The organism is Flavobacterium sediminilitoris (genome assembly GCF_023008245.1).
Lineage (GTDB): Bacteria > Bacteroidota > Bacteroidia > Flavobacteriales > Flavobacteriaceae > Flavobacterium > Flavobacterium sediminilitoris.
On sequence record NZ_CP090145.1, the window covers coordinates 3,750,325 to 3,776,116 of the forward strand.

General features: G+C 28.7%; 26 protein-coding genes. 16 read left to right on the top strand and 10 right to left on the bottom strand.

Going from position 1 to position 25,792, the window contains the following annotated elements:
* Positions 1 to 9 precede the first annotated feature (9 nt).
* Entirely contained in the window at positions 10 to 585 is a 576-nt protein-coding gene (locus LXD69_RS17210; RefSeq protein ID WP_045972200.1) for a uracil-DNA glycosylase family protein, read from the top strand.
* A 47-nt stretch (positions 586 to 632) separates the two neighbouring features.
* On the opposite strand, the gene rocD is transcribed toward LXD69_RS17210, so the two are convergent.
* From rocD to LXD69_RS17225, 3 genes are all read right to left on the bottom strand, one after another.
* Entirely contained in the window at positions 633 to 1,877 is a 1,245-nt protein-coding gene (gene rocD / locus LXD69_RS17215) for an ornithine--oxo-acid transaminase (RefSeq protein ID WP_045972198.1), read from the bottom strand.
* A gap of 129 nt (positions 1,878 to 2,006) precedes the next feature.
* Positions 2,007 to 2,552 carry a DUF1697 domain-containing protein gene (locus LXD69_RS17220; RefSeq protein WP_246916278.1) on the bottom strand — a complete coding sequence of 182 codons (546 nt, stop codon included), beginning with the start codon at positions 2,550 to 2,552 and terminating at the stop codon, positions 2,007 to 2,009.
* 42 nt (positions 2,553 to 2,594) lie between these two features.
* A complete protein-coding gene (locus LXD69_RS17225) occupies positions 2,595 to 3,452 on the bottom strand; it encodes a hypothetical protein (protein ID WP_246916279.1) in 858 nt (285 codons plus the stop codon).
* Positions 3,453 to 3,628: 176 nt separating this feature from the next.
* Here LXD69_RS17225 and LXD69_RS17230 point away from each other — a divergent pair, with 176 nt between their 5' ends.
* The 3 genes from LXD69_RS17230 (at position 3,629) to LXD69_RS17240 (ending at position 7,744) form a co-directional block, all read left to right on the top strand.
* Positions 3,629 to 5,968 (top strand): T9SS sorting signal type C domain-containing protein, encoded by a 2,340-nt coding sequence (locus LXD69_RS17230; RefSeq protein WP_246916280.1) that lies wholly within the window; start codon positions 3,629 to 3,631, stop codon positions 5,966 to 5,968.
* Between the two features lie 608 nt (positions 5,969 to 6,576).
* Complete coding sequence (locus LXD69_RS17235) at positions 6,577 to 7,035, top strand: HAD family hydrolase (RefSeq protein ID WP_246916281.1); 459 nt, start codon at positions 6,577 to 6,579, stop codon at positions 7,033 to 7,035.
* A gap of 145 nt (positions 7,036 to 7,180) precedes the next feature.
* Positions 7,181 to 7,744: a hypothetical protein gene (locus tag LXD69_RS17240; protein WP_246916282.1), complete on the top strand. Its 564-nt coding sequence runs from the start codon at positions 7,181 to 7,183 to the stop codon at positions 7,742 to 7,744.
* 313 nt (positions 7,745 to 8,057) lie between these two features.
* On the opposite strand, the gene LXD69_RS17245 is transcribed toward LXD69_RS17240, so the two are convergent.
* Both LXD69_RS17245 and LXD69_RS17250 read right to left on the bottom strand, forming a co-directional pair.
* Entirely contained in the window at positions 8,058 to 9,011 is a 954-nt protein-coding gene (locus LXD69_RS17245) for a hypothetical protein (protein ID WP_246916283.1), read from the bottom strand.
* A gap of 2 nt (positions 9,012 to 9,013) precedes the next feature.
* A complete protein-coding gene (locus LXD69_RS17250) occupies positions 9,014 to 11,251 on the bottom strand; it encodes an AAA family ATPase (RefSeq protein WP_246916284.1) in 2,238 nt (745 codons plus the stop codon).
* A gap of 422 nt (positions 11,252 to 11,673) precedes the next feature.
* Here LXD69_RS17250 and rlmD point away from each other — a divergent pair, with 422 nt between their 5' ends.
* The 3 genes from rlmD to LXD69_RS17265 are packed head-to-tail and all read left to right on the top strand — an operon-like array spanning position 11,674 to position 14,340.
* Positions 11,674 to 13,086 carry a 23S rRNA (uracil(1939)-C(5))-methyltransferase RlmD gene (gene rlmD / locus LXD69_RS17255; protein WP_246916285.1) on the top strand — a complete coding sequence of 471 codons (1,413 nt, stop codon included), beginning with the start codon at positions 11,674 to 11,676 and terminating at the stop codon, positions 13,084 to 13,086.
* 56 nt (positions 13,087 to 13,142) lie between these two features.
* Complete coding sequence (locus tag LXD69_RS17260; RefSeq protein ID WP_246916286.1) at positions 13,143 to 13,664, top strand: DUF6452 family protein; 522 nt, start codon at positions 13,143 to 13,145, stop codon at positions 13,662 to 13,664.
* Positions 13,636 to 14,340, top strand: coding sequence for a DUF6048 family protein (locus tag LXD69_RS17265; protein WP_246916287.1), 705 nt, complete (start codon positions 13,636 to 13,638; stop codon positions 14,338 to 14,340). The genes LXD69_RS17260 and LXD69_RS17265 overlap by 29 nt, the downstream gene beginning before the upstream one ends.
* Before the next feature lie 145 nt (positions 14,341 to 14,485).
* On the opposite strand, the gene LXD69_RS17270 is transcribed toward LXD69_RS17265, so the two are convergent.
* From LXD69_RS17270 to LXD69_RS17280, 3 genes are all read right to left on the bottom strand, one after another.
* Positions 14,486 to 15,124 (bottom strand): hypothetical protein, encoded by a 639-nt coding sequence (locus tag LXD69_RS17270; RefSeq protein WP_246916288.1) that lies wholly within the window; start codon positions 15,122 to 15,124, stop codon positions 14,486 to 14,488.
* Positions 15,125 to 15,216: 92 nt separating this feature from the next.
* Positions 15,217 to 15,450 (bottom strand): hypothetical protein, encoded by a 234-nt coding sequence (locus LXD69_RS17275; protein ID WP_045972179.1) that lies wholly within the window; start codon positions 15,448 to 15,450, stop codon positions 15,217 to 15,219.
* 18 nt (positions 15,451 to 15,468) lie between these two features.
* The gene (locus LXD69_RS17280) at positions 15,469 to 16,629 is read right to left on the bottom strand and encodes a THUMP domain-containing class I SAM-dependent RNA methyltransferase (protein WP_045972177.1); all 1,161 of its coding nucleotides are present in this window, start codon (positions 16,627 to 16,629) and stop codon (positions 15,469 to 15,471) included.
* A 142-nt stretch (positions 16,630 to 16,771) separates the two neighbouring features.
* On the opposite strand from LXD69_RS17280, the gene LXD69_RS17285 reads away from it, so the two are divergent.
* The 9 genes from LXD69_RS17285 (at position 16,772) to LXD69_RS17325 (ending at position 22,358) form a co-directional block, all read left to right on the top strand.
* The gene (locus LXD69_RS17285; RefSeq protein WP_045972175.1) at positions 16,772 to 17,515 is read left to right on the top strand and encodes a class I SAM-dependent DNA methyltransferase; all 744 of its coding nucleotides are present in this window, start codon (positions 16,772 to 16,774) and stop codon (positions 17,513 to 17,515) included.
* Positions 17,515 to 18,225, top strand: a complete 711-nt coding sequence (locus tag LXD69_RS17290; RefSeq protein ID WP_246916289.1) for a ZIP family metal transporter — start codon at positions 17,515 to 17,517, stop codon at positions 18,223 to 18,225. The genes LXD69_RS17285 and LXD69_RS17290 overlap by 1 nt, the downstream gene beginning before the upstream one ends.
* Positions 18,226 to 18,322: 97 nt before the next feature.
* Positions 18,323 to 19,141, top strand: coding sequence for an N-acetylmuramic acid 6-phosphate etherase (gene murQ, locus LXD69_RS17295; protein ID WP_246916290.1), 819 nt, complete (start codon positions 18,323 to 18,325; stop codon positions 19,139 to 19,141).
* 4 nt (positions 19,142 to 19,145) lie between these two features.
* A complete protein-coding gene (locus LXD69_RS17300) occupies positions 19,146 to 19,610 on the top strand; it encodes a hypothetical protein (RefSeq protein WP_246916291.1) in 465 nt (154 codons plus the stop codon).
* A 2-nt stretch (positions 19,611 to 19,612) separates the two neighbouring features.
* Positions 19,613 to 20,341, top strand: a complete 729-nt coding sequence (locus LXD69_RS17305; RefSeq protein ID WP_246916292.1) for a hypothetical protein — start codon at positions 19,613 to 19,615, stop codon at positions 20,339 to 20,341.
* The gene (locus LXD69_RS17310; protein ID WP_045972166.1) at positions 20,328 to 20,555 is read left to right on the top strand and encodes a DUF6095 family protein; all 228 of its coding nucleotides are present in this window, start codon (positions 20,328 to 20,330) and stop codon (positions 20,553 to 20,555) included. Before LXD69_RS17305 ends, LXD69_RS17310 begins: the two co-directional genes overlap by 14 nt.
* Entirely contained in the window at positions 20,542 to 21,123 is a 582-nt protein-coding gene (locus LXD69_RS17315) for a DUF1572 family protein (protein ID WP_246916293.1), read from the top strand. Before LXD69_RS17310 ends, LXD69_RS17315 begins: the two co-directional genes overlap by 14 nt.
* Positions 21,124 to 21,148: 25 nt before the next feature.
* Positions 21,149 to 21,532: a hypothetical protein gene (locus tag LXD69_RS17320; RefSeq protein ID WP_045972162.1), complete on the top strand. Its 384-nt coding sequence runs from the start codon at positions 21,149 to 21,151 to the stop codon at positions 21,530 to 21,532.
* A 55-nt stretch (positions 21,533 to 21,587) separates the two neighbouring features.
* On the top strand, positions 21,588 to 22,358 hold the full coding sequence (locus LXD69_RS17325) for a TerC family protein (protein WP_045972160.1): 771 nt from the start codon (positions 21,588 to 21,590) through the stop codon (positions 22,356 to 22,358).
* 69 nt (positions 22,359 to 22,427) lie between these two features.
* Here the strand turns inward: LXD69_RS17325 and LXD69_RS17330 are convergent, their stop codons facing one another.
* Positions 22,428 to 24,206, bottom strand: coding sequence for a cytochrome-c peroxidase (locus tag LXD69_RS17330; RefSeq protein WP_246916294.1), 1,779 nt, complete (start codon positions 24,204 to 24,206; stop codon positions 22,428 to 22,430).
* Positions 24,207 to 24,219: 13 nt separating this feature from the next.
* Positions 24,220 to 25,665, bottom strand: a complete 1,446-nt coding sequence (locus tag LXD69_RS17335; protein ID WP_246916295.1) for an alkaline phosphatase PhoX — start codon at positions 25,663 to 25,665, stop codon at positions 24,220 to 24,222.
* Between the last annotated feature and the right edge of the window lie 127 nt (positions 25,666 to 25,792).

The window sequence follows — 25,792 nt, forward strand, 5'->3', positions numbered from 1 at the left end:
GATTTTTTTATGCAAAAATTACTAACCGACATATCAAATTGCACTCATTGCGCTACATTTTTACCACTAGGCCCTAATCCAGTAGTAAGAGCAAGTAAAACAGCTAAAATCCTAATTATTGGACAAGCTCCTGGCACAAAAGTACACCAAACAGGAATTCCTTGGAATGACCCTAGTGGAAATCAATTACGCAAATGGCTTAACATTTCTAATGATGTATTTTACGATACTTCAAAAATTGCCATTGTTCCTATGGGGTTTTGTTATCCTGGAAAAGGAAAAACGGGAGATTTACCTCCTAGAAAAGAATGTGCTCCACTTTGGCATGAAAAATTACTAATTCAAATGCCTGATTTAGAATTAATATTACTTATAGGTCAATATTCGCAAAAGTATTATTTGAATAACAAGAACAAAGCCACTTTAACAGAAACAGTAAGTTCATTTGAAGAATATTTACCAAAATATTTTCCGCTACCTCATCCTTCTCCTAGAAATAGATTTTGGCTACAAAAAAATCAATGGTTTGAAGAAAGTGTTATTCCAATATTAAGAAAAAAAGTAACCTCTATTCTATCAAAATAAAAAGTCCAATCTAGCGATTGGACTTTTCTATAAAAAATATTTATATTTTATTTTTCAAAGGCTTTCAATGTTTCCGTAATAATACGAACACAATCAAGCAACTGCTCTTTATTCATTACTAATGGTGGTGCAAATCGGATAATATTACCATGTGTTGGTTTTGCTAACAATCCATTATCGCGCAATGCCATACAAATATTCCAAGCTGTTTCACTCTCTTCCTCATCATTAATTACAATTGCATTCAATAAACCTTTTCCTCTTACTAAAGAACAAATTTTACTATCTGCAATATATTTATTTAATTCTGAACGGAATAATTCTCCTAACACTTCTGCATTTTCAGCTAAATTCTCATTTTTAACCACTTCTAATGCTGCAATAGCAACTGCTGCTGCAATAGGATTTCCTCCAAATGTTGATCCATGTTGTCCTGGTTTAATAACATTCATGATATCATCATTTGCTAAAACTGCCGATACTGGATAAACACCTCCTGATAATGCTTTACCAAGAATTAAAACATCAGGTTGTACATTTTCATGATTTACTGCTAATAACTTTCCTGTTCTAGCAACACCTGTTTGTACTTCATCAGCTATAAACAAAACATTGTTAGCTTCACAAAGTGCTTTTGCTTTTGTTAAATACCCATCTGTTGGTACATAAACTCCTGCTTCACCTTGAATAGGTTCTACTAAGAAACCTGCAATGTTTTTAGACGATGTAATTGCTTTCTCTAAAGCTTCAATATCATCATAAGGGATTTTTATAAATCCGGCAGTATAAGGTCCGAAATTTTTACGTGCGTTTTCATCATTAGAAAATGAAATAATAGTTGTTGTCCTACCATGGAAATTGTTTTCACAAACAATTATTTGCGCTTCATTCTCATCAATTCCTTTCTTTTCATAAGCCCATTTTCTACAAATCTTCAAAGCCGTTTCAACAGCTTCTGCACCTGTATTCATTGGTAATACTTTATCAAATCCAAAGAAATCTGTTATGTATTTTTCATAAACACCAAGTTTGTCATTATAAAATGCTCTCGATGTTAATGTTAATGTTTGTGCTTGTTCCATCATTGCTCCAACAATTTTTGGATGACAATGTCCTTGGTTTACTGCTGAGTAAGCCGAAAGAAAATCATAATATTTTTTCCCTTCAACATCCCAAACATAGACACCGTCTCCTTTGCTTAAAACTACTGGTAGTGGATGATAATTGTGTGCACCATACTTATTTTCTAGTGCGATAGCTTCTGCCGAGCTCATTTTTTCTAAAACTGACATGATAAATTTATTAGATTATTAAATCTTCAATTCCTTCTTGAAAACAGGAGAGAAATCATCCTTAAATACAAATGTAAAAATTTTAGTTCAGAGTGCCATGATATAAAAACTTTAATATTATATCAAATATTATGAAGCATCATACATTTCTAATAATTTAGTAACAGTATTCCAATTTCGAATAGTTGCTGTTACACTCAGTTTTTTTTCAATATATTTTTGATCAAACTTTGTCTTCCCTGCTCCTACTGCATACTTTATAAAAATACGACTGCTATCTATTTGTGCTTCATCTGGTTTCACCTGACTCATTTTCAAATCATTCATAGCTCCATCTGCTAATTCTTTCGAAATAAATGCAACATATAGTTTTTTGGTATCACATTCTTTATCTTTAAGAAACTGATTATTATTAAAACAAGCTTCTAAATCTGATTTACCAATAACAATTACAGGAACTTCATGACCAAAGATTTTAAAAATTTCTTGCTTAATCTGAAATCCTACTGAACCACCATTTTTTTCTTCAGTATCTATAAAAACATTTCCTGTTTGAATATAAGTACGCACATTTTGAAAACCTATATTTTCTAATGCCTTTTTTAACGCATCCATTTTTATCATATTGTGTCCTGAAACATTGATGCCTCTTAAAAGTACTAAATGAGTTATCATGAAATTATTTTTTTGTTATGTCTCAAAAATACAACTTTTAAATTATTCGATACTTTTCTTTTGAAAACTCAATATTTCTTTTAACCATAGTACTATTAATAGTGGAGCAATTCCATGACACAAACGGACAACGGTTTCAAAACCATATTGATGCAATGTATCTAAAGGAAAATCTATTGAGAAATTAGCTACTATTCTGGCAAAAGCAGTTAAAAATCCCCAAATAACAGCATAAACAGCAACTTCTTTAGCTATTCTATTTATAAACAAAAGTGGTAAGATTAAAAAATCAATAATCCCTATAATCCATAAAAACAAACGGGCATTATCTTCAGATATATTCAAAATAGAAATTGTCATATCTATAAAATTACCTGGAACAGGATAAAAACCAAAAGCATATAATCCATGACATAAGAACGTTATTCCTACTAACCATTTTAATATTAAAATGCCTCGTGATAATGAAAACGATTTTGAATAAGCATATAACAATAAAAATGGTAATCCTAATTGTAAACTATGTTCAAAATATTGTCCTATATGAAAAAAAGATTCCTTTGTAAATAAAAATACAACTATAAATTGCCAAAAAGCAATCCCTTTTATTAACCCTTTGATAAACTTATTCGAATTTTCTTGTAAAAAGAACACACAAATAGCAGCCATAAGATATAAAAAACCAATCCCTTTTATTATAAACTGAATTTTAGTATCTACTGAAGTATCATTTACAAATTCACTCCATTCAATGTTAAAAAGTCCAAGAACAGGACTCATTAAATTCTCATACCACAATATAGCTCTATAAGGTACATCCCAAAAAATATGCTGATAAGCTCTTGCTAAAAAAACAGTAAAAACAGATAGTTTTAATAAAAAGATAGTTTTAGAATTCATTTTTTATATTTTTTTAACGACAATAATACAATTTTTAGATGTTCAAAAGATTAAACAAACATATCTAATTTATTAAATAATATCTATTATTATTATAAAATCATTAATTTTATAAATGGGACTAACTAATTGATAGTTAAACTAATATTTTTACAAACAAAAACAAAACAAACTAAATGAAACAATTTTACATTCTACTTTTTGTATTATCCTCATTATTTGGATTTAGTAATACAGATAAGTATCGCATCATCTTACTAGATGATCCCAGTACGACGATTACAGTGGCTTGGAATCAAATTTCAGGAACAAATCCTACTGTTTATTATGGAACAACTGATTTTGGAACAAACTGGAACTCTTATCCAAGTAGCAAAATCGTTGATAGAGCTATTACTTATAGAGGCATGAATAATAATTTTGCAAGGATTAGCGGATTAACAGCAAATACAGCTTATTATTTTGTAATCAAAGATAGTCAAGGTACTAGTCAACGCTTTTGGTTTAAAACAGCTCCAAATGATTTAAGCAGACTATCATTTATAGCTGGTGGAGATTCTAGAAATAATAGAACGCCTAGACAGAAAGCAAATAAATTAGTTGCAAAATTAAAACCACATGCTGTTTTTTTTGGTGGTGATATGACTGACAGCGATAATAATAGTCAATGGCAAGAATGGTTTGATGATTGGCAATTAACAATTGCTTCAGATGGCAGAATGTTTCCTATTATACCTGTAAGAGGAAATCACGAAGGAGCTTCAACAATTTACAACTTATTTGATACTCCAAATTCAGATTCTTATTATGCTGTTACATTTGGAGCTAATCTTGTGAGAATGTATTCTTTAAATTCCGAAATTTCAGTTACAGGAAATCAGAATAATTGGTTAAATAATGACTTACAAGCTAATTCAAATGTTATTTGGAAAGGAGCACAATATCACAAACCAATGCGTCCTCATAATGCTGCCAAATCTGAAGGAACTAGTATTTATAATGCTTGGGCAGAAACATTTTATAACAATGAAGTAAGAATGGTTGTGGATTGCGATTCGCACACTGTAAAATCGACATGGCCAGTAAAACCATCAACAGAACCAGGAAGTGATGAAGGGTTTATAAGAGATGACAATAATGGTACTGTTTATTTAGGAGAAGGCTGTTGGGGCGCTCCATTAAGAGCTAATGATGATAACAAAAACTGGACAAGAAATTCAGGTTCGTTTAACCAATTCAAATTAATTTTTATAGATCAAAACAAAATTGAAGCTAGAACTATAAAAATTGACAATGCTGATAATGTAGGCTCTGTGTCTAATACAAATCCTTTTATTTTGCCTTCTAATTTAGATGTTTGGAATCCTAGTAATGGAGCCGTGGTTGAAATTTTCAAAGACACTTATCAATCTGCACCACAAATAGAATTAGCAAATATTACAAACGGACAATGTTATGATAGTGGTAACAATATTAATATCCCAATTAACATAATTGAAAATGGAGGTGGTATAGATAATGTGAAATTGTATATTAATGGTAATTTCGTCACTACAGATGCAATAGCGCCTTACAGTTTTGATCATAACTTTACTCCAGGTATACAAACCATAAATGTAGTTGCTACTGATGCTAATGGACGAACAGCTTCTACCGAACGTTATATTTTTGTTGAAACGTTCACAAACGATGAAACTTTTTCAATATTAACAGGTGATGACGATGTAGAAGAAGCGCAAGACGGACGATTATATACGGATAGTTCCGATTTAGAAATGGTATATGATAGCTACAACGGATTATTATATCAAACTATAGGATTGCGTTTTGGAAATATTAAAATTCCACAAGGAGCAGTAATCAATAGTGCTTATATTCAGTTTACTGTAGATGAAGCCAATAGTGCAAATTGTGAATTAGAAATCGCAATAGAAGACACTGATAATGCTGCCGAATATGTCGAAGCTCTTTCTTACGGAGTAAGTTCCAGAAATTACTATACCAACACCATAAGTTGGTCACCCACTTCATGGCCTACAACTAATCAAAGTAGCACAGCACAAAGAACACCTTCATTGGTTAACTTGATACAAAATAGCATTGATAAATCAACTTGGCAAAACGGAAACGCTATTGCTTTTAGCATAAAAGGTACAGGTATTAGCTTAACTAGCACATCTGCAAAAAGAGTTGCTGATTCCTTTGAAGGAGGAATTTCAAAAGCACCTAAACTGGTTATAAATTATAGTTATTCTTGCAATACTTTATCTAAAACCCAATTTAAAAATCAAGAAAAATTAGGTGTAAAAACTTCTGAAAACACCATAACAGTTGATTATTTAGAAAACATCAAAAGTGTAGCGCTATATGATATTACTGGAAAACTTATTGCCATAAAAGAAAATCAAAACAACACTACAATAATTATTGAAAACATAGATAGAACTAATCAACTGTTATTTGTAAAAGCAATTACACATAATGGTACTATAGTGTCTAAAAAAGTAATCTTTTAAATCTTTATTATCTCTTTTTACCTTAAAACCTAATAAGTTAATACTACTTATTGGGTTTTATTTTTTATTAGATTACGTTTTTAAAATACAACTTTGATTATAGTCAATTTCAAAAGCTTTTAGTTTTTTATCGGAATGAGCATTGTAGAATTTAATGGCTAATGATTATGTATAAATTAGTTTTTGTCCTCCGTCTGTTTGAGTGTTGTTTATAAAATGCGATTAGCAATTATATAAACAGTGTATTGAGAACCACAAAAAAACACCTCTTTACGGGAAGCCGTAAAACAAATAAAAAAAAAGCCCCTTATTTTTACCAAAGCAAACCAACCAAGTACACTATAAAAAAGTGTTTTGGCAAACGATTTAGTCTTTAGTACGTATAAATACGTACAAAAAAGCATAAAAAATACGTATCTATACGTATTGCAAGACTAAAAAGAATAGTTTAGGTTTGTAAGGAACAAATAAAACAAACTGGCTTTATCATACCTATCTACCTAAAACTAGATGACTTTGTATGATTTTGTTATACATATAAATTAGTTGTGCAACATTTGAACGAAAAATTGCGAAGTCAACTCAGACGTTTGAAAATTATAAGATAAATGAACATAAGTTTTGACCTTGATAGTACATTAATTCCAAATGGAAAAGAATTTGAGACCGAGAAACGTGGCGGAATTGCAAAACTGTTCGGAATTGAAGAAATACGTAAAGGAACTGCCGAATTGATTACGGAATTAAAAAATCAAGGAAATAAAGTCCATATTTACACAACATCATTTCGGACGAAAGGAAAAATAAGCCGGACTTTAAAATATTACGGAATAAAGGTTGACCGAATTGTTAACCAAACTGAAAATCAGCGCGAATTAAATAGACGGAATATAAACTCGTCGAAATTTCCACCAGCTTTCGGATTTGATATTCACATTGACGATTCAAAAGGTGTTGGAATAGAATCGGAACGACATAACTTTAATGCAATTATAATTGAACCAACTGACAAAAATTGGATTGAAAAAATTAAAACAGAAATAAAAACGTTGCACAACAAAGTATAACCGCAATTACAGCGGATTTGACTACGTCCGAATCCACTTATAATTGCTAACGTCAGTGCTTAATCAAAACTTTTTGTATATTTAATCCGTAACTGACGGTTATACTAGACCGTTATAAGCAAGCTTAAACAACATCACATAAAACATGAACATTTTCAATCAAATATTAGAAAGATCAAAGTTAAATAAAGAGTTAATCGGTTTGTGGAAATATAATGACGATGAAAAATTTTGGTGTGGATTTGTAATTGATTACAATGAAACTCTCTTAAAAATTCAACATTATACAAATTATGGAAAGCCTGATGGGCAAATTATTGCACAGATTTCCGCGATTCAAAATGTCGACTTTAACGATGATTATGCAAAAGCAATGCAAGTTGTAATTGATTATTCACAAGAATTGGAGAAAGAACAGAAATTAAACATTTCTCTTTCTGATAATGAAGATTGGGATTACCATATTATTAAGCAAATGGAAGGAAATTCAGAAGTTATAACAAGTATTGAAGTAAATAACTCTGATTATTTTTCTGGATTTATTATAGAAGTTTCAGAAACTGATTTTATTTTTAATTGCGTTGGTAAACTTGGACAAGACGAAGGAATGGTTGTCTATAAGATTGAAGACATTACTGGATTTAAAATAAACGACATCGATAATCGTAAAAGAGCAATGCTGTATAAATGGAGAAAAAACAGCTTATAACACAGGTAACTGTTTCACAACCCTTCTAAAAAGCTAAATTTTTAAAATAATTTAAAAGAGGTTACTTTTCATCATAGAATGCCGAGGGAACTTGTGTACTAAAACAAAACTTCTCGATACGCTGCGCACTCGAAGGGACGTAGATTGTGTTGAATAATTGATTATACTGAAAACAATACTCCAAACCACCACTCCCTCTGTTTGAGTGTTATTTATAAAATGCGATTAGCAATTATATAAACAGTGTATCAAGAACCACAAAAAACACCTCTTTATGGGAAACCATAAAACAAAGCAAGTACATTATAAAAAATTATTTAGGAATGGTACTTATGCGTAACAATTCCTCAACAATATCATGTTTAAATTTGCTAAAAGGTCTTTTATGATAGTCTTCTTCTTTAATTTCAATACCAAAAATCATTCTATAGGCTTCTTCTTTTGACATGGATAGTTCAGTAAATGTTTTTTCTAACAAGATTTCTAAATAGTTTTTGGAATATTTATAACGAAGGTCTAACAAATCTTTTAGTTCTTTATTGGAATGAGCATTGTAGATTTCTTTTATTTTAAAATCTTTTAAGGAATTATCCATTTTTGAATTCTCAATAACATTAAGCTTAACATCAAAATTTTGATTTATATCAACATAATTAAAACTAAATTTAAATTTTTCACCTTCCTCTTTTAAAGTATATGGATGAGCAAAATTATTATCAACTACATTATTTAATTTCATATGATTACATGAATGACAACTTGGAATCAAATTATAAAAGGATAATGCTAATAAAGGAAATTCGTCTTTCGAAAACCAATGATCTAGTTCTGCTCTTGAACGATTTGATACAATTTGTAAAGTGTAATTCCTATTACAATAAGTACAAGTTTCTTGATTAATTAAGTTCAATAAATTTTTTCCATAATTTGGCTGAAACCAATTTTTATAACCAGTATTTATAAAAAGAGTCTTGATAATATCATTATCTATTCCTAAAGCATTAAATTCTTCATTGATTTGAAGTAATTCTTCAGGCTTTCCTAATATTAAATCATCAATTTTTTTAGAAGTAAAAAAATTAACACTCTTCTCAGATAAATTTACTTTATGAAGATTTGTTCTGCAAACTTCACATTCATTATCTGCACACTTATAGCCTGATTTATTTTTTATGCTTTTATTTCCGAGTATTTTTTTCGAAAGCCAGCATTTGATTAATTTATGATGAAAGTTTAAAGCTTCATTATTTATATTTAGTGCTAACATGCTTATTTTTTTTGAATGGTATAACCTAATCTTTCTGCTTCTTTTTCTAATGTTTTAATGTTTAATTCTTTATCATATTCTTTTGGAAACCTCTCAAAATACTTTTCTCTGAGTTTATATTTTAAGACAGGCTCATCAATAATTTCAATAATTTGTTTCGCTTCTTCTTTTGTTTGAATAGTGCTTTCTTTTTTATTCAACCAATTAATTACAGTACTAATTTTCTCCTTAGCAAAATCTCCCATCAATCCATCTTCAATAAAAAAACTATCAGCTAATAAATCAGTTATGTTGGCTCCGAAGGACTTTTTATCTTCTGTAGATTGAGGAATCGCAATTTGAATTTTTTGTTTTAGTCCTTCAATTTCTCTTTCACGTTCTTCTGTTTTTAAATAGAGTATATTTTGTTTTGGAATATCTGATAGAATGAAAGGGGAATGGGTAATAAATTGAATATTAATTGATTCTATTTCATTGATTTCTATTTTCTCGATACTATTTAATAAGTTATTTAAAAATTGCTTTTGCATTTCAGGATGAGCATATAACTCTATCTCATCTAAAATTAGATTTATTGACTTATATTTATTATCAAAATCATTTGTCATTGTTGAGTTTATATTTGATAAATGATATAATATTGAATTTATAGAAAATAATTGCTGTCTTTCACCAGAACTTAAATTAGAAAGGGTACTTTCATCATTAAATGAATAATCAATTTCAAAAATTGGGGGAGTTAAAAGAAATATTTTATTTATATTATATTTTAAACTAATCTGGTTGATTTCTTTTGTGTAATCGTTAAGATTTATATTATATCCAATTTTAAAATTATAAACTTCGTCACTTTCAAAATTTAAAGAAAATATTTTTCTATTATTTTTCTCTTCAAATTTACTTAAAATAACAAAATTTATGATTTGTCTTATTTTAAACGTTATATGACTATAATCATTAGACAATTTATCTAAAATGTCTTTTATAAATTTTAAACTTTTTTCATCAGAAAATTCAAAATTATTGATTCCTCTGAATTCTGAATAAATGGAGTATATATTAGAAATTTTTTTTAATTTATTGAATAAGTAATTAAAACAATAATAATCATTTCTTGTAATTGAATTTAAATCAATGTTTTCTATATTTAGTTTATCAATCTTTATTGCTTTTTGCTTAATAAAAAATTCCCATAATATTTTTAAATATTTTTGATTAATAGGGTCGCTAGAAGTATAATAAAGACTATCTCTTTTGAAAATTCTTTTGAAAATCAAACTACTAATTTTCTTTCCATTCTGTCTAATTAATTTTTTATGTAATATCAAGTTTATTAAGAAACGATCTTTTGTTAATTCATTCTCATTATTTATATCAATTATTCCTTTTTCTCTATATGGATTTAAAACGATTGGAGTTTGGTAACCATCATTTTTATGAAAAATTCGCTCAATCCAGTCACCAAGTTCATTAGAATTTAAGCCATACATAGAATAATTTACAACAAGATTATAAAAGATGTTTTTATCAATTATTTTAATTTCTTGCCAAGAATTATTCAAAAGTTCAAAACTTTTAATCTTGTTGAAATAATCTTTATCAGATTTCAATAAATAATATTTACCATTATTTTCATAATAAATTTCGATGAACAAATCTTCAATATTATAAATGAGTCTGTGATCAAAGTAATATTTCCAGTTTTTAATATGCTTAATTATTTCAAAATTTTTTGTATCAAATGAATAACCTTCTTCATATTCTAAATGTCTTAAATATTCATTATAACTTTCTTCAATATTTTTTTTAAACCATCTGTATTCACTTTCATTTTCAAATATTCGATTTTTTTGATGTTCTTTTTCTAATTTAAAACTATCAATATATTTTTCGCTAATCAAACTATCATCTATAACACTCGAAAAATCAAATAAATCTATTATCTTTTCAGAAATTGATAATTGATAAAAAAAGGCATACATCAATTCCACCAAACTACTCTTCCCACTTCCATTTTTACCTACAATAGCAGAAATATTTATTTCTAAATCTTCTTTTATTTTGTATAAATTATCAGGTACAGTTGGAGTATGTTTTATTTCAATAACATTTTCATTTTGCTCATCTAAAATAAACTCATAATCATTATAAAACTGATAAATTCTATTTTCTTCTAAGTTTTTTAAAAATTTAGGATTACAACCTTCTAATGGTCTTATGGCAAGTAGTTTGAAACTCATGTGTATTTGTTTTATTCAAATATATAAAAACCTTGTTCTATATTTTTACGGTAAATCTCAAAACTGTTAAAATTTTAGTATAGTACGTTTATTATTTAAACCAAACTCAATTCGTAATAAATCTAACTTAATTACTATTAAACTAAACTCGATTCATAATAAACCTAACTTAATTAACATTAAGCAAAATTTAATTACTATTAAACAAAACTTAATTCGTATTAAGCAAAACTCGATTAGTAATAAACATAATTTAATTAGCAGTAAACCAAACTTAATTACTATTAAACCGAACTCGATTACTATTAAGCCAAACTTAATTAGTAGTAAACAAATTAGACTTTTAATAAAAAAGAGTATAAAAAAGATATTTTTTTCTTAAACCGTATCTATAAATCTAATCAATACTTTATTTTTGCGCTATGGGAAGAAAGAGAACAGAAAAAATCGTATTCGAAAACGTAAAAGTCCTTGATGCAGGAGCAAAAGGCGTATCGGTAGCAAAAGCACCTGATGGTAAGGTGATTTTTATTCCAAATGTAGTACCTGGCGATGTGGTAGATGTGCAAACAATGAAGAAAAGAAAAGCCTATTATGAAGGGAAGGCAACTACTATTCATGAATTTTCAACAGATCGTGTAGATGTAGTTTGCGATCATTTTGGTGCTTGTGGTGGTTGTAAATGGCAAAACATGCACTACGACAAACAATTATTTTATAAAAATCAGGAAGTTTATAACAATCTAAAAAGGATTGGTAAAATAGAAATGCCCGAATTCGAACCTATTTTAGGCTCAGAAAAACAGTTTTTCTATCGTAATAAAATGGAATTTGGTTTCTCTAATTCGCGCTGGATGACCGATGAGGAAATCAAAAGCGGAAAAGAATTTGAACATAAGAATGCATTAGGTTTTCATATTCCTAGAATGTGGGATAAAATTTTAGATATTGAAAAATGTCATTTGCAACAAGATCCATCTAATGCTATTCGTAATGAAATAAAAGAATTTGCGGTTGCTAATGGCTTAGAGTTCTTTAATCCTCGTGCACATGAAGGTTTATTACGCACCTTAATGATTCGTACTGCTTCTACAGGCGAAATCATGGTTTTGATTCAATTCTTTAAAGAAGACAAAGAACAAAGAGAATTACTATTGAATTTTCTTGCAGAGCGTTTTCCTGAAATCACTTCCCTACTCTATGTGATTAATGGTAAGCCAAATGATACTATTTACGATCAGGATATAAAACTTTTTAAAGGAAGAGAGTATATTTTAGAAGAAATGGAAGGGTTACATTTTAGTATTAATGCAAAATCATTCTATCAAACTAATTCTGATCAGGCGTATGAATTATATAAAATTACACGTGATTTTGCAGGATTAACAGGTGAGGAATTGGTTTATGATTTATATACTGGAACAGGAACTATTGCTCAATTCGTTTCAAAGCAAGCAAAAAAAGTAATTGGTGTAGAGGCTGTTCCTGAAGCTATTGCTGATGCTAAAGAAAATGCTAAACGAAACAGTATAACTAATTGTGAGTTCTTCGTGGGAGATATGAAAAATGTTTTCAATGATGATTTTATAAAAGCTCACGGTCATCCGGATGTTATTATTACAGATCCTCCAAGAGATGGAATGCACAAAGATGTAGTGGCTCAAATTTTAAAAATTGCTCCTAAAAAAGTGGTCTATGTAAGTTGTAATTCGGCAACACAAGCAAGGGATTTAGCTTTGATGGATGAAATGTACAAAGTAGTACGCGTAAGACCTGTAGATATGTTTCCACAAACGCATCATGTGGAAAATGTTGTACTTTTGGAAAAGCGATAAAGAATTATAACAACAATCCAAGTTTAAATAGCCTCTAGGTTGAAAAGAATATAAGTATGAAAAAATATAGCATTGTAATATTGATGGTACTTTTAGCCATTTCTTTTTGGAACTGTGAAAAAGATGATTTGTGTGCAGAAGGAACTCCTACTACACCTAGAGTTGTTATCCAATTCTATGATAATGGAAATGGCACTATGCTTAAAAATGTAACCAATTTAAAAATAGTAGAATTAAGTACTAATAATGCTTTGATTGCTAATGAAACTTCTACAAATGAAGTATTAAAATATTTGTTCAATACAAACAAAGTGTCTATTCCATTGAGAACGGATGCTGTAGAAACAAAATTTAATTTCATTCATGACAGTGCTGGTACTGGTGAAGCTATTGATGAATTGACTTTTACTTATACCAAAAGTGATACTTATATTTCTAGAGCTTGTGGTTATAAAACTACATTTGAAATAACAAATCCTACAACTATTAATAGTACTACAAACTGGATACAAAATATAACGGTAGAAAACGTAAAAATTGAAAACGAAAATGAAACACATATTAAAATATACTTTTAGTTTTGTACTATTCTTGTTTTCATGGCAAGGATTTTCTCAGGATACTTTACAAGTAAAAAAAGCAACTTTTCCAGATCGTTATGGTTTACGAGTAGGTATTGATTTACACCGATTAACAAAGTCTTTCTATGACAAAGATTATCAAGGCTTAGAGATTGCAGGAGATTATCGTTTAACTAAGAAGTTTTACGTAGCTGGAGAATTAGGTAATGAAGAAAAAACAGTTGATGATGATCGTTTAAATTTTACGGCTAAAGGAAGTTATTTTAAAGCTGGTTTCGACTATAATTCTTATGAAAACTGGCTCGATATGGAAAACATGATTCACGTAGGTTTACGTTATGGTTTTAGTACATTTAGTCAAAATTTAAATTCTTATAAAATATATGATCCTACAAATTTTTATGGTGAAAATATTGTTTTTCCAAATCAAAAATTTGATGGATTAAATGCAAGTTGGATTGAAGTTGTAGGTGGTGTAAAAACAAAACTATTCAATAATTTCTTTTTAGGTTTTTCATTGCGTTTAAATTATTTAGTTTCTCAAAAAAAGCCAGAAACTTTTGACAATCTTTATATTCCTGGTTTTAATAGAACCTATGATGGGAAATTTGGAGCAGGTTTTAATTATACACTGAGTTACTTTATTCCTATTTATAAGAAGAATAAAAATTAAGATACTAAAAAAGAGCTTTGAAATTTCAAAGCTCTTTTTTCTTGATAAAAATAAAGGAAATCATGAAAAGGAAGTTGTCTAAAATCAATCTAATAACTATTATATGAAACGTATAATATATGTATAGACAACTTCACAAATTCATTTATAAAACAACCACATCTACATTCCCTATTATTGCCATATCGTTTCCTGTTTCATTATTTTCTCCATCAACATTAAATGAAAAAACGAACTGCAACTTTCCTGTTTTCTCATTAAAATTATAGTTTGAAATTTTAAAATTTGTAACTCCATCATTTAAACTATCTGTATTAAAAGAATCATTCAGAAAAAAATATTTTAAATCCTCATTCACAATGGCAAATTCATTAATATTCACTCTGTCCATCACTAATTTTTGAGTTGGCAAATTTGCATCTATCACTTTTAATCTAAAAGAAATATTCGATTCTTGCCTTGTATCACCAGGAAGATATAAAAACCGAAGTGCATAAAAGCTTAAAGTATTTCCTTCTTTAACTAATATGTTTTGATTTTTATAATCTGATTTTTCAATTGGAACAAATTTAAATAATGAAGAATTGGTAAAATCAATATTATCTGCTCTTTTTCCTACTATTGTAAGTAATATAGAACCATATTTTGTATAATCAATAGTCGTGTTTTTTTTAGTCTGAGCAACATTTTCAGTGGTAAAGCTCAATAATAAAAATATTGAAAAACCAACTATGATAAGCATTGAAAAACAAAATAGTATTATTTTAATTCTTTTTGAAAGCATAATCTTATTTTTTACAAATTTCCGATTATCACTAAAAAGAAAAATCACTATTTCTAGTGATTTTTAAAATTTATATTTATTCTTCTTTCGTTTTATTTTACTTCTTTAATTCCTTTTACGAAAATCCATTTCATGAAGATTTTTTCTCCATCATTTGTTTTTAAATATTGGAATTTTGGACCTAATACTAATGAAATAACAAAGGCTGTAATAGAAAGAACAAACCCTTCTAAATTAGTAATGGATTTTAGAATATATAAAGCAGGAATATAAATAGCTGTAAAACTCAAAAAGTTATAGAAAAATGCTTTTGTTTTTTTACTCATGATATATGCTTTTAAATTTTAATTATCAATTTGAAACTTAGTTCTTTTACTACCTGCGTACATTTCATATTTCACAAAACGAGCTTCTAGTTTTCCGTTAAATAATTTAATTTTTCTACTTGGTTTCAACCCTACAAATTTTAATGCTTCAAGATTTGCTGTAATAAACCAAGCATGTGTGTTTGGATACTTTTGTTTCATAGTATCTCCTATTTCTCTATAAAAACGTTCCATTTCAATATCCAAACGTTCTCCATAAGGTGGATTAAAAACCATATGTAATGGTCCTTCTGTCATTTTCTCAGTTTCAAAGAAATTGGCTTGACGAATGGAAATGTATTCATCTAAATTAGCATTGCGAATATTATCTTTGGCTTTTGCTACTGCGCTAGGTGCTTTATCATAACCTGTTATAGTGTAATGAAATTCACGTGTTTTTTTGAATAATGATTCTAATACTTTATCAAATAATTCACTGTCCCAATCTTGCCATTTTTCAAAGGCAAATTCTTTTCGATTTATGTTTGCTGGAATATTACACGCAATCATAGCCGCTTCTGCTAAGATAGTTCCACTTCCACACATTGGATCAATAAAATGACTGGTTCCATCCCATCCTGAAAGTAACAACATTCCTGCTGCTAATACTTCATTTATAGGTGCAATGTTTGTAGCTGTTTTATAACCTCTTCTATGCAATGATTCTCCTGAACTGTCTAAAGAAATAGTAACTAAATCTCTATCAATATGTACATGAATACGTAAATCTGGAAAGTCTTTATCAATGTTTGGTCGTTTTCCTGTATTATCTCTAAATTGGTCTACAATTGCATCTTTTGTTTTTAAAGCTACGAATTGACTATGATTAAAATGTTCTGAATGCAATGTTGTTTCTACAACAAATGTTTTATACTCTGTTAAATAATCAGACCAATCTATTTTCTGAATACCATCATATAAACTTTTATCGTTATAGGCTTTAAATGTTTTTATTGGTTTTAAAATTTTTAATGCAGTACGCAAAGCTAAATTTGCTTTATACATAAATCCTTTGTCTCCTACAAAACTAACTACACGTGTTCCTTGTTCTACTTTTTGAGCTCCTAATTGAGTTAATTCTTTTGCTAATATTTCTTCAAAACCAAATAAGGTTTTGGCTACCATTTTAAAATTTTCCATCTTAATATTATCATATAAATTACAATTTTTCAATTGTAAATTTTCTAAAAATTCTAAAATTAAAAATCTATAGTTTCAAAAATTAGAATTAAAGTGCAAAAATACACTAAATTTGCAAGATTAATTAGTGAGAAAAAGAATAATGACAGAAAATATAAAATCTACACCTAAGAAATGGTATGCCTCTTGGTTTGATACACCGTATTATCACATTTTATATAAAGACAGAGATTATAATGAAGCTCAACACTTCATGGATAACTTAACAGGTTATTTAAATTTGCCTGAAAATGCTAAGATATTAGATTTAGCTTGTGGAAAAGGAAGACATTCTATTTACCTAAATTCTTTAGGATATACTGTAACAGGTGCCGATTTATCTGAAAATAGTATTATTGAAGCTTCAAAATCTTCTAATGATACACTTCAATTTAAAGTACATGATATGCGAGAAGTGTGTACTGAAAAATACGATGCTATTTTTAATTTATTTACGAGTTTTGGATACTTTGATGATGATGCTGATAATTTAAAAACATTAAAAGCAATTCATAGTAGCTTAAACGAAACAGGTTTTGCCTGTATCGATTTTATGAATGTGGATTATGTAATTGAAAATTTAGTTCCTGAAGAGATAAAAACAGTAGAAGATATTGATTTTCATATTAAACGATATGTAAAAGACAATCATATTTTTAAAGAAATTAGTTTCACAGCAGATGGTGAAGATTACCATTTTACAGAAAAGGTACAAGCTATTCGATTAGCTGACTTTGAAAAAATGATGGAAGAAGCTGGAATTTATTTATTAGATATTTTTGGAAATTATAAGTTACAGAAATTCTTTAAAAATCAATCTGAGCGATTAATTATGATATTCAAATAATGGATTATAGTATTTACTTTTTACCGCTTTTTGCTGTTCTTATAGGGTATTTTATAGCCTTATTTTTACGTCCAAAGAGCAAAAAAAATTTAAAATTGTTATTGGCATTTAGTGGCGCATTTCTGCTTTCATTAACTGTAATGCATTTATTACCTGAAGTATATGAAGCTGATTTACATCATTCAGATGGTCACCATCATCATCATAGTAGTCCTATTGGAATATTTATTATGATTGGTATTGTATTTCAAATTGTTTTAGAATATTTTTCAAAAGGTGCCGAACATGGCCACGTTCACGGTCATGATAAAATGCAAGCTATTCCATGGTTGTTATTCTTTAGCCTTTGTTTACATGCGCTTTTAGAAGGAATGCCAATAAGCAATCATAATCATTTGGCCTATGGAATTGCTATTCATCATTTTCCAATTGCAATTATCTTAACTACTTTTTTTGTTAATGCACAATTAAGTAAAAAAGCTATTTTCTTTTTCATGATGATTTTTGCTTTAATGACACCTCTAGGAACCTTTATCTCGGAGAATTTACATTTCTTAAGTAAATATTACACACAAATTTCAGGAATTGTAATTGGTATTTTATTTCATATTTCTTCCACTATTATCTTTGAAAGTAGTGAAGGTCATAAGTTTAACTTAGCAAAATTAAGTGTCATTGTATTAGGAATTATTTTGGCTTATTTTATGTAAACTTTAGATTTTTTATTCAATCCTTTTTTAACTTGTTTCCTATACATTTAAAAACAAAAATCTTCGTAACTTAGCTACTTTGTACTAAAACCGAACAATGAGTTTTACTAAAACCACAGAACAAGCATCAAAATATCAACATTTAGAACAAATGTCGGTTACTGATTTATTAATCAATATTAATAATGAAGATAAAACAGTTCCTCTTGCTGTTGAAAAAGCATTACCACAAATTGAATCTTTAGTCACTGAAATTACTACCAAAATGAAACAAGGTGGTCGCTTATTTTATATAGGAGCTGGAACTTCAGGAAGACTAGGAATAGTTGATGCTTCAGAATGTCCTCCTACATTTGGAGTTCCTTTTGATTTGGTAATCGGAATTATTGCTGGTGGCGATTTAGCTATAAGAAAAGCAGTTGAAAATGCAGAAGACAATACAGAACAAGCTTGGCTAGATTTACAAGCATTTACAATTACTAAAAATGATGTTGTTATAGGAATTGCAGCTTCTGGAACAACTCCTTATGTTGTAAGTGGTTTAGAAAAATGCAATAAAAATGGTATTAGTACAGGTTGTATTACTTGTAATGCAGGAAGTCCATTAGCCTTAACAGCAAAATTTCCTATTGAAGTGGTTGTAGGACCTGAGTTTGTAACAGGTAGTAGTAGAATGAAAGCAGGAACAGCTCAAAAACTAGTACTCAATATGATTTCTACGGCAACTATGATACAACTAGGAAAAGTAAAAGGCAACAAAATGGTTGACATGCAACTGAGTAACAACAAATTAGTTGACAGAGGAGTTAGAATGATAATGGACGAAATATCTGTTGATTATACATTAGCAGAACAATTACTAAAACAACATGGCAGTGTTAGAAATGCTGTTGACAATTATAAACAAACAAATTAATACTATGCAAAAAACATTTTTAATTTTTGGTCTGCTTCTTTCTGGTTTCATGTTTTCTCAACAAATTGAAATAATAGACAAGAAGTTTTATATTGAAGGAGAACATATTTACAAGCACGATATTAAAAATATATTAGCCGCAAATCCTGAAGCTTTAAATATGTATAAAAAATCGAAAAGAAAAGAAGCTGTTGGAGGTTTTTTATTAGGAGCTGGAATTGGACTAATTGTTGGGGATGTTGTAAAAGGCCTAGTTTCTGATGTTGATTATCCTTCTGGTTTTACTTATGTTGGTGCTGGATTGATTGCTGTATCAATCCCTGTTTTATCTGGACGAAAGAAAATGTTGAATACTAGTATTGAAATTTATAATGAAGGTGTAAAAGGGAGTACTCCAACTCTTGGATATAATTTTGATATGAATATTATCACTAATCAAAATGGAATTGGTTTGAACATAACCTTTTAAATTTGAAAAAAAGAAGAAAATATTACAATAGCAAAGTTTTTCTTTTTGCTTCAATACTTACTATTTTTTTAGTGAGTAGCTATTCTTTATTTTCCAACAAAACGTTTCAGTATTGTTCCAATGAAAATTATCTTTTAGGCATTCATGATTCATTACCTGTAATTGAAATTAATTACAACAATTACAGAAATGACATATTAGAAGAAATTGCAATAAAATTAAAAAAAGAAACTTGTTGCGAGCTTAATGAATTTTTATTGAAATTGAGTACTAATGAAACAGTAAATGTAACACTTTTTAATTATTGTAAGAGCTGTGATGTAATATGCGGTAATAAATCATTTACTCGAATTTTACTAAATAGAGATAACCAATTATTAGTAAATGAAAGACCAATTGAAAATGATTCTCTTACTAACTATCTTCATAATTTGTTAAAAAAACCAGATACAGACTATAATTATGTTGAGAATTGTATGCTATACTGGGATTTAACTACTGACAAAGATTATATAGAAAAAACGTTTATAGCTATTAAAAAATCCTACCAACTATACTATGAAGAAATGGCTCTTCAAAAATTTGGAAAACAGATTTGTGAACTAACCCAAAAAGAACTCGAAGAAATAAAAAGAAAAGAATTGAGTATTTATCTAGGTGTAGGAAATCGAATTTTCGAGCCATTGCCTCCACCACCACCTCCAAACAAACAAAACTATGGGAACAAATAGAAAATTATTAGCCAAAGGCATTAAATATTTATCAGGCTGCTTACCTTTGTTATTTATTGGCCCAGTTGTAATAAATAGTTCGTTTAAAAATGAAGAAAGCCCTTTATTTCCTTATGTTTTAGGTTTGGGAATTATGATAAGTGGCATAGCTATTTTTTTAGGTTTTAAAGGCATAAATACTATAATGAAAAGCTTATTTGATGGAAATAAATAACATATACTTAGCAAGTGTAAAAAAGCAAATGCTTTATTACAAAACTATCGCAGAAAAAGCAATTGATCAATTAGAAACAGAACAACTTTTTATTTCGGTAAACGAAGATACAAACTCAATTGCTACAATTATAAAGCACATGTCAGGCAATATGCTGTCGCGTTGGACTGATTTCTTAACTACAGATGGTGAAAAAGAATGGAGAATGAGAGATGCTGAATTTATGAATTTTAATAGTTCAAAAGACGAGTTAATGCAACTATGGAACATTGGATGGGATTGTTTTTTTAATACCCTAAATAAATTAGAACCACATCAATTAACACAAATTATTTATATTAGAAACGAAGGTCAAACAGCTTTAGATGCTATTAATAGACAATTAGCTCATTATCCTTACCATATTGGTCAGATTGTATTTTATGCTAAAATGCTAAAGCAAAGTGATTGGGACAGTTTATCTATTCCAAAAAATAAGTCGAATGAATATAATGCTGATAAGTTTGCTAAAGATAAGAGTGTGAAACATTTTACTGATGATGAACTAAATAAGCTTCGAGATAAATAATAGCAATTATAAAATTACATTACCTATGTCCTTTTCAACTACTAGAATAGTATTTATTTTATTTACATTTACATTAGTTTCTTGTTATAATCAAGATCGAGATTGTAAAGATTTTAAAACAGGTTCATTTGAATTTACGCAAGAGATTGATGGAAAAAGTGAAACTTCTCACTTTGAACGAAACGATTCAATACAAATTGAAACTTTCAGAGGAAAAACAGATACTCTTTCTGTAAGATGGATAAATGATTGTGAATATATTGTAAAAAATATTCATCCAAAAAATAGAGCTGAGAAAAAAGCAATTCATATTAAAATACTAACTACCAGCGATGAAGGTTATGTTTTTGAATATGCATTTGTAGGTGAAGCAAAAAAACAACGAGGAACTGTAACAAAAGTGAAGTAGTTTACGTTTAACTAAAGTGTTTTAAAAAAAACAAACCAAAACCAATTTAATTACTATGGAAATTTTAATGAATCCAGATGCTTGGATAGCACTATTAACTTTAACTTTTTTGGAAATCGTTCTTGGAATTGATAACATCATTTTCATATCAATTGTAACAGGTAAATTACCAGAAGAAAAACGTAAAAAAGCAACTCGAATAGGTCTTTTCCTTGCTATGTTTATGCGAATTGCTTTGCTTTTTGGTATTACTTTATTAATTGCTATGAAAGCTCCTTGGTTTAGTTTTGATTTTGGTTGGTTCTCTGCTGAAATTACGGGGCAAGCTTTAATATTACTTTTGGGTGGATTGTTCTTAATTTATAAAAGTACTAAAGAAATACATGAAAAAGTAGATCATAAAGGAGAAGAAGAAAAACAGATGAAAACCAATGCTACTGCAACTTTTAGTAGTGTAATTGGACAAATTTTGTTGATTGATTTAATTTTCTCTGTAGATAGTATTTTAACAGCCGTAGGTATGACTAATGGTGTAGAAGGAGCTTTAATAATTATGATTACAGCAGTTGTAATTTCAGTTGGAGTTATGATGTTATTTGCTGTTCCTGTTGGAAACTTTGTAAATAAAAACCCTTCTATTCAAATTTTAGGATTAGCTTTCTTAATCTTAATTGGTTTTATGTTAATTACAGAAAGTATGCACTTGTCAAATGCTGAATTAGCAGGACAACATGTAGGTGCTGTACCAAAAGGTTATTTATATTTTGCTATTGCTTTTTCACTAGCTGTAGAGTTTTTAAACATGAAAATGAGAAAGAAAAAATAAATCTTCGTTTAAAATTATAGACAACTTAAATAAAAAAATAACCGTTCAGAAAATGAACGGTTATCTTTTTTAATACTTATCTGTTAAGGTTTTTAGAAAAACAATCAAATCTTCTTTTTCCTGATTTGTAAGATTCAACTTGTCAGGAGGAAGTGTTTGGTATTCTAATTCTATTCCTAAACCAGTTGCTCCACCTTTATCATAGAAATCTATAATTTCTTCTAATGTTGTATAAACTCCATTGTGCATATAAGGAGCTGTTTTTTCAATATTTCGAACTGTGGGTGTTTTAAAGAAAAACTTACGTTGTTCTGTTTTATAAACGCCATATCGTCCTAAATCATCATCAATTTCTGCATTGATTGTGTCTTTTGATTTTGGAACGCCTATTAATTCTATTTCTGATTCTTTAAAAAGTGTTGGAACTAATCCGTTAAATAATGGTGCAAAATGACACGTTGCGCATTTTGCTTTTCCTGTAAAAATATTAAATCCATTAATCTCGTTTTTAGTTAAAGAGTTTTCTTTTCCTTGCATATTCAAATCAAATTTTGAATTGAATGGGCTTAATGACATAATATAAGAAGCAATAGCATTTCTAATAATATGGTTGTCAATTTCTTTTGCATATATTTTTTTAAATGCTTCCTTGTAATTATCATTTTCAATAACTCTTTTTTCTAAGTCATTAAGCGATAAATGAAACTCATTTGGATTATTTACAACGTCTATAATTTGTCCTTCTAAACTTCCTGTTCTTTTATCATGAAAAAAGCCTTTTTGTAAAGCCGCATAAAACAATGTAGGTGAATTTCTAGTTGTTCCTGGTGATTTTGCTAATCCATCTGTAAAATATAATTCTTGTTTATGACAAGTTGCACAACTAATATCTTTTTTATTAGATAATGAAGTGTCTTCAAAAAGGAGTTTTCCTAATGCTACTTTATCTGCTTCTACAGGATTTCCTTTTTGATCTGTAAAATAATTAATATTAAAGGTTTCATTAGAAAACAAATTACTTGTTTCATAATTTATGGCTTGCTTAAATGGAAATGTTACTTTCCAATCGGTAACGGTTTCTTTCCAAATTTCCAGAGCTTTTTGTGTGTGATTTTTAATAAATGAATAACGATCGAAATCTTGAAATGTTCCTTTTTCTAAATCTATTATACTTTTATTTATCTCTTTTTGCCATTCTTGATATAATTCTTTCTTTTCAAATTCGGTTTCAAAAAGTGTTATCATTTTTTGTATAGATTTATAAACCGTTTGGCTTTCGATTAAGGAATTTTCTAAAACTGGTGAATCAAAACCTGTTATTCCTGTTAATGCAATTCGGTTTATAGCATCACGCAAAATCCAAAGAACATGATGTTTTTTTAAAAATTGTAGGGTTTGATTCTTATATAAAAACTTTAATCTTATTGCTGTTGTTTCAACTTGTTTTGTTAATTCAACCTCATCTACCTTTTCATCAAATAATAATTCTTCAATAACCTGAAAGCCTGTTGGTTCTTTAATTTTTATATCTGTAAAATCTTCTTCTTCAACTTTTAAAATATTCGGTTGGTTCAAATATCCATAATTTTCAGAATCTACAAATGCTAAAATTGGTTCACATATTTTAAAATGCGTTCTTGCTTTTAAATACATTTTTTTCTTTTCGCCAATTGAAGCAGCATTATTTAGTTTATCTAAAGCATTTGATGTGTTTAATAGTTCTGCTTTGAAGTCTTTTTCTAATTTTTTGTAAACTGTAGTTTCTTCATAAGTTGTTTCGTTTTTACAACTTATTAAAAAAGCCAAAAGGCTATATAAAAATATAGCCTTTAAGTTATTTATTTTCAATATTTTAACCATATTATCTCTCCAAACCTTTTATAAGATATAATACACTTGCTTCACTACTATCTGTACTTGGATTTGCATTTACATCTGTAAAACTTGCGTTTTCCCAACCATGATTTTGCGTACAAATTAAGAAACTTCCTTCAACTCCAATAATATCAGATACATCGATCATTCCTGTTAGTTCCCATAAACTACTTGCTGAACCATAACCTGCATTTTGAGCTGCATTTTGATCGCATTCTAAAACTACTTTTAATGCTCCTGTATTTAAATTATATTGGTATAAATATGAAAAGTGTGTTTTATCTGCTGTATCTGGATATCCGTTAGGATCTTCTTGAATGTAGGCATAATCTTTTGTTACAACTATATTGTCTGGACTATGAAATTGTCTTGCAACTCCTGATAATTTATCGCCATCTAAAACACATGTAATAGTAGCTATTTTAGGATCATTTGCGTCTAGAATTACTTTATAAATTCTACCATAGAACGATCCTTTTCCTGTTAATGCAGTTGATTTTCTTCCTGTTACAGCAAAGTAAATTTCTCTATTAGCAGAAGCCGATCCTTTTCTGTAATCAATATCTTCTACTCTTGAGAATCCCATAATGCCATTATCTCTAGACTCTTGTTCTAATTCGTTTAATGTTCTTTCATTATATTCAACAAATTCTACTGGATATGTAACACCTTCTTGCATGTCCATTTCAAAGTTAATTCCTGTTTGAGTAACTTTTAATCCATATAAATTTCCACTAGCTAAATCTCCTCTATTTCCTACATACATCGCTAATTGTCCGGATGGAGTTGTGTTATCACTTGTATCGTCTCCTATGAAAGCTACTGTTTTATTTGGATATGCATCTTTACCTATCACTACTGCATTTTCAGTAGACCATTGTCCTAAAGCTGGTAATAATGTAGCTAATTCTGCGTTTTCAGCACTTTTAAATGGATCAGTAGCAAAAACTCCTTTCGAAGCTCCACCCCATTCTCCTCCTGAAAGGAATAATGGACCAAATCCATGCTCTTCTGGTGTTACTAATGAACCTGAACATTGCGCTGTACGTGCTGTAGCTGCTGCATTTAAAATATATTCTCCCTTTACTGGTTTGAATGTTTTATCAAATGAAATTCTTGCGATAGAATAATCTGCTTCAATATTATTGATTAAAGAAAAAGTACCATCACTGTTTTTCATTAATCCCATTCCGTCTGCCATTGAACCATATACAAAATTAGGAGATTGTGTAAGTTGGTCTTCTGAGCTTAATATTGAATAAATTTCAATATTTTCAAAACCTGATTTTTTAGCTAAAAAAACTGGAGTTTCGGAATGATTGGCTAAAACGACTTTTTCTTCAGTTTCGACATTTGAATCATCATCTTGGTTACAAGAAATGACCATCACTGACATAGTACATAATAATAAAGTCTTAAAATTTGTTTTCATAATAGTAATTGGTTGTTTTTAATGTCCCAAAACTACTTTATGAGTGTAAACAAATAGTAAATTGCTTGTTACGCTTACTACATTCTTATTTTATCAAAAGGTTACTATCTTAATTTTCTATTAATTA

Excerpts from the sequence above, each read along its gene's own strand:
- LXD69_RS17210 (WP_045972200.1), top strand. The coding sequence starts at position 10 with ATGCAAAAATTACTAACCGACATATCAAATTGCACTCATTGCGCTACA.
- rocD (WP_045972198.1), bottom strand. The coding sequence starts at position 1,877 with ATGTCAGTTTTAGAAAAAATGAGCTCGGCAGAAGCTATCGCACTAGAA.
- LXD69_RS17220 (WP_246916278.1), bottom strand. The coding sequence starts at position 2,552 with ATGATAACTCATTTAGTACTTTTAAGAGGCATCAATGTTTCAGGACAC.
- LXD69_RS17225 (WP_246916279.1), bottom strand. The coding sequence starts at position 3,452 with ATGAATTCTAAAACTATCTTTTTATTAAAACTATCTGTTTTTACTGTT.
- LXD69_RS17230 (WP_246916280.1), top strand. The coding sequence starts at position 3,629 with ATGAAACAATTTTACATTCTACTTTTTGTATTATCCTCATTATTTGGA.
- LXD69_RS17235 (WP_246916281.1), top strand. The coding sequence starts at position 6,577 with ATGAACATAAGTTTTGACCTTGATAGTACATTAATTCCAAATGGAAAA.
- LXD69_RS17240 (WP_246916282.1), top strand. The coding sequence starts at position 7,181 with ATGAACATTTTCAATCAAATATTAGAAAGATCAAAGTTAAATAAAGAG.
- LXD69_RS17245 (WP_246916283.1), bottom strand. The coding sequence starts at position 9,011 with ATGTTAGCACTAAATATAAATAATGAAGCTTTAAACTTTCATCATAAA.
- LXD69_RS17250 (WP_246916284.1), bottom strand. The coding sequence starts at position 11,251 with ATGAGTTTCAAACTACTTGCCATAAGACCATTAGAAGGTTGTAATCCT.
- rlmD (WP_246916285.1), top strand. The coding sequence starts at position 11,674 with ATGGGAAGAAAGAGAACAGAAAAAATCGTATTCGAAAACGTAAAAGTC.
- LXD69_RS17260 (WP_246916286.1), top strand. The coding sequence starts at position 13,143 with ATGAAAAAATATAGCATTGTAATATTGATGGTACTTTTAGCCATTTCT.
- LXD69_RS17265 (WP_246916287.1), top strand. The coding sequence starts at position 13,636 with ATGAAACACATATTAAAATATACTTTTAGTTTTGTACTATTCTTGTTT.
- LXD69_RS17270 (WP_246916288.1), bottom strand. The coding sequence starts at position 15,124 with ATGCTTTCAAAAAGAATTAAAATAATACTATTTTGTTTTTCAATGCTT.
- LXD69_RS17275 (WP_045972179.1), bottom strand. The coding sequence starts at position 15,450 with ATGAGTAAAAAAACAAAAGCATTTTTCTATAACTTTTTGAGTTTTACA.
- LXD69_RS17280 (WP_045972177.1), bottom strand. The coding sequence starts at position 16,629 with ATGGAAAATTTTAAAATGGTAGCCAAAACCTTATTTGGTTTTGAAGAA.
- LXD69_RS17285 (WP_045972175.1), top strand. The coding sequence starts at position 16,772 with ATGACAGAAAATATAAAATCTACACCTAAGAAATGGTATGCCTCTTGG.
- LXD69_RS17290 (WP_246916289.1), top strand. The coding sequence starts at position 17,515 with ATGGATTATAGTATTTACTTTTTACCGCTTTTTGCTGTTCTTATAGGG.
- murQ (WP_246916290.1), top strand. The coding sequence starts at position 18,323 with ATGAGTTTTACTAAAACCACAGAACAAGCATCAAAATATCAACATTTA.
- LXD69_RS17300 (WP_246916291.1), top strand. The coding sequence starts at position 19,146 with ATGCAAAAAACATTTTTAATTTTTGGTCTGCTTCTTTCTGGTTTCATG.
- LXD69_RS17310 (WP_045972166.1), top strand. The coding sequence starts at position 20,328 with ATGGGAACAAATAGAAAATTATTAGCCAAAGGCATTAAATATTTATCA.
- LXD69_RS17315 (WP_246916293.1), top strand. The coding sequence starts at position 20,542 with ATGGAAATAAATAACATATACTTAGCAAGTGTAAAAAAGCAAATGCTT.
- LXD69_RS17320 (WP_045972162.1), top strand. The coding sequence starts at position 21,149 with ATGTCCTTTTCAACTACTAGAATAGTATTTATTTTATTTACATTTACA.
- LXD69_RS17325 (WP_045972160.1), top strand. The coding sequence starts at position 21,588 with ATGGAAATTTTAATGAATCCAGATGCTTGGATAGCACTATTAACTTTA.
- LXD69_RS17335 (WP_246916295.1), bottom strand. The coding sequence starts at position 25,665 with ATGAAAACAAATTTTAAGACTTTATTATTATGTACTATGTCAGTGATG.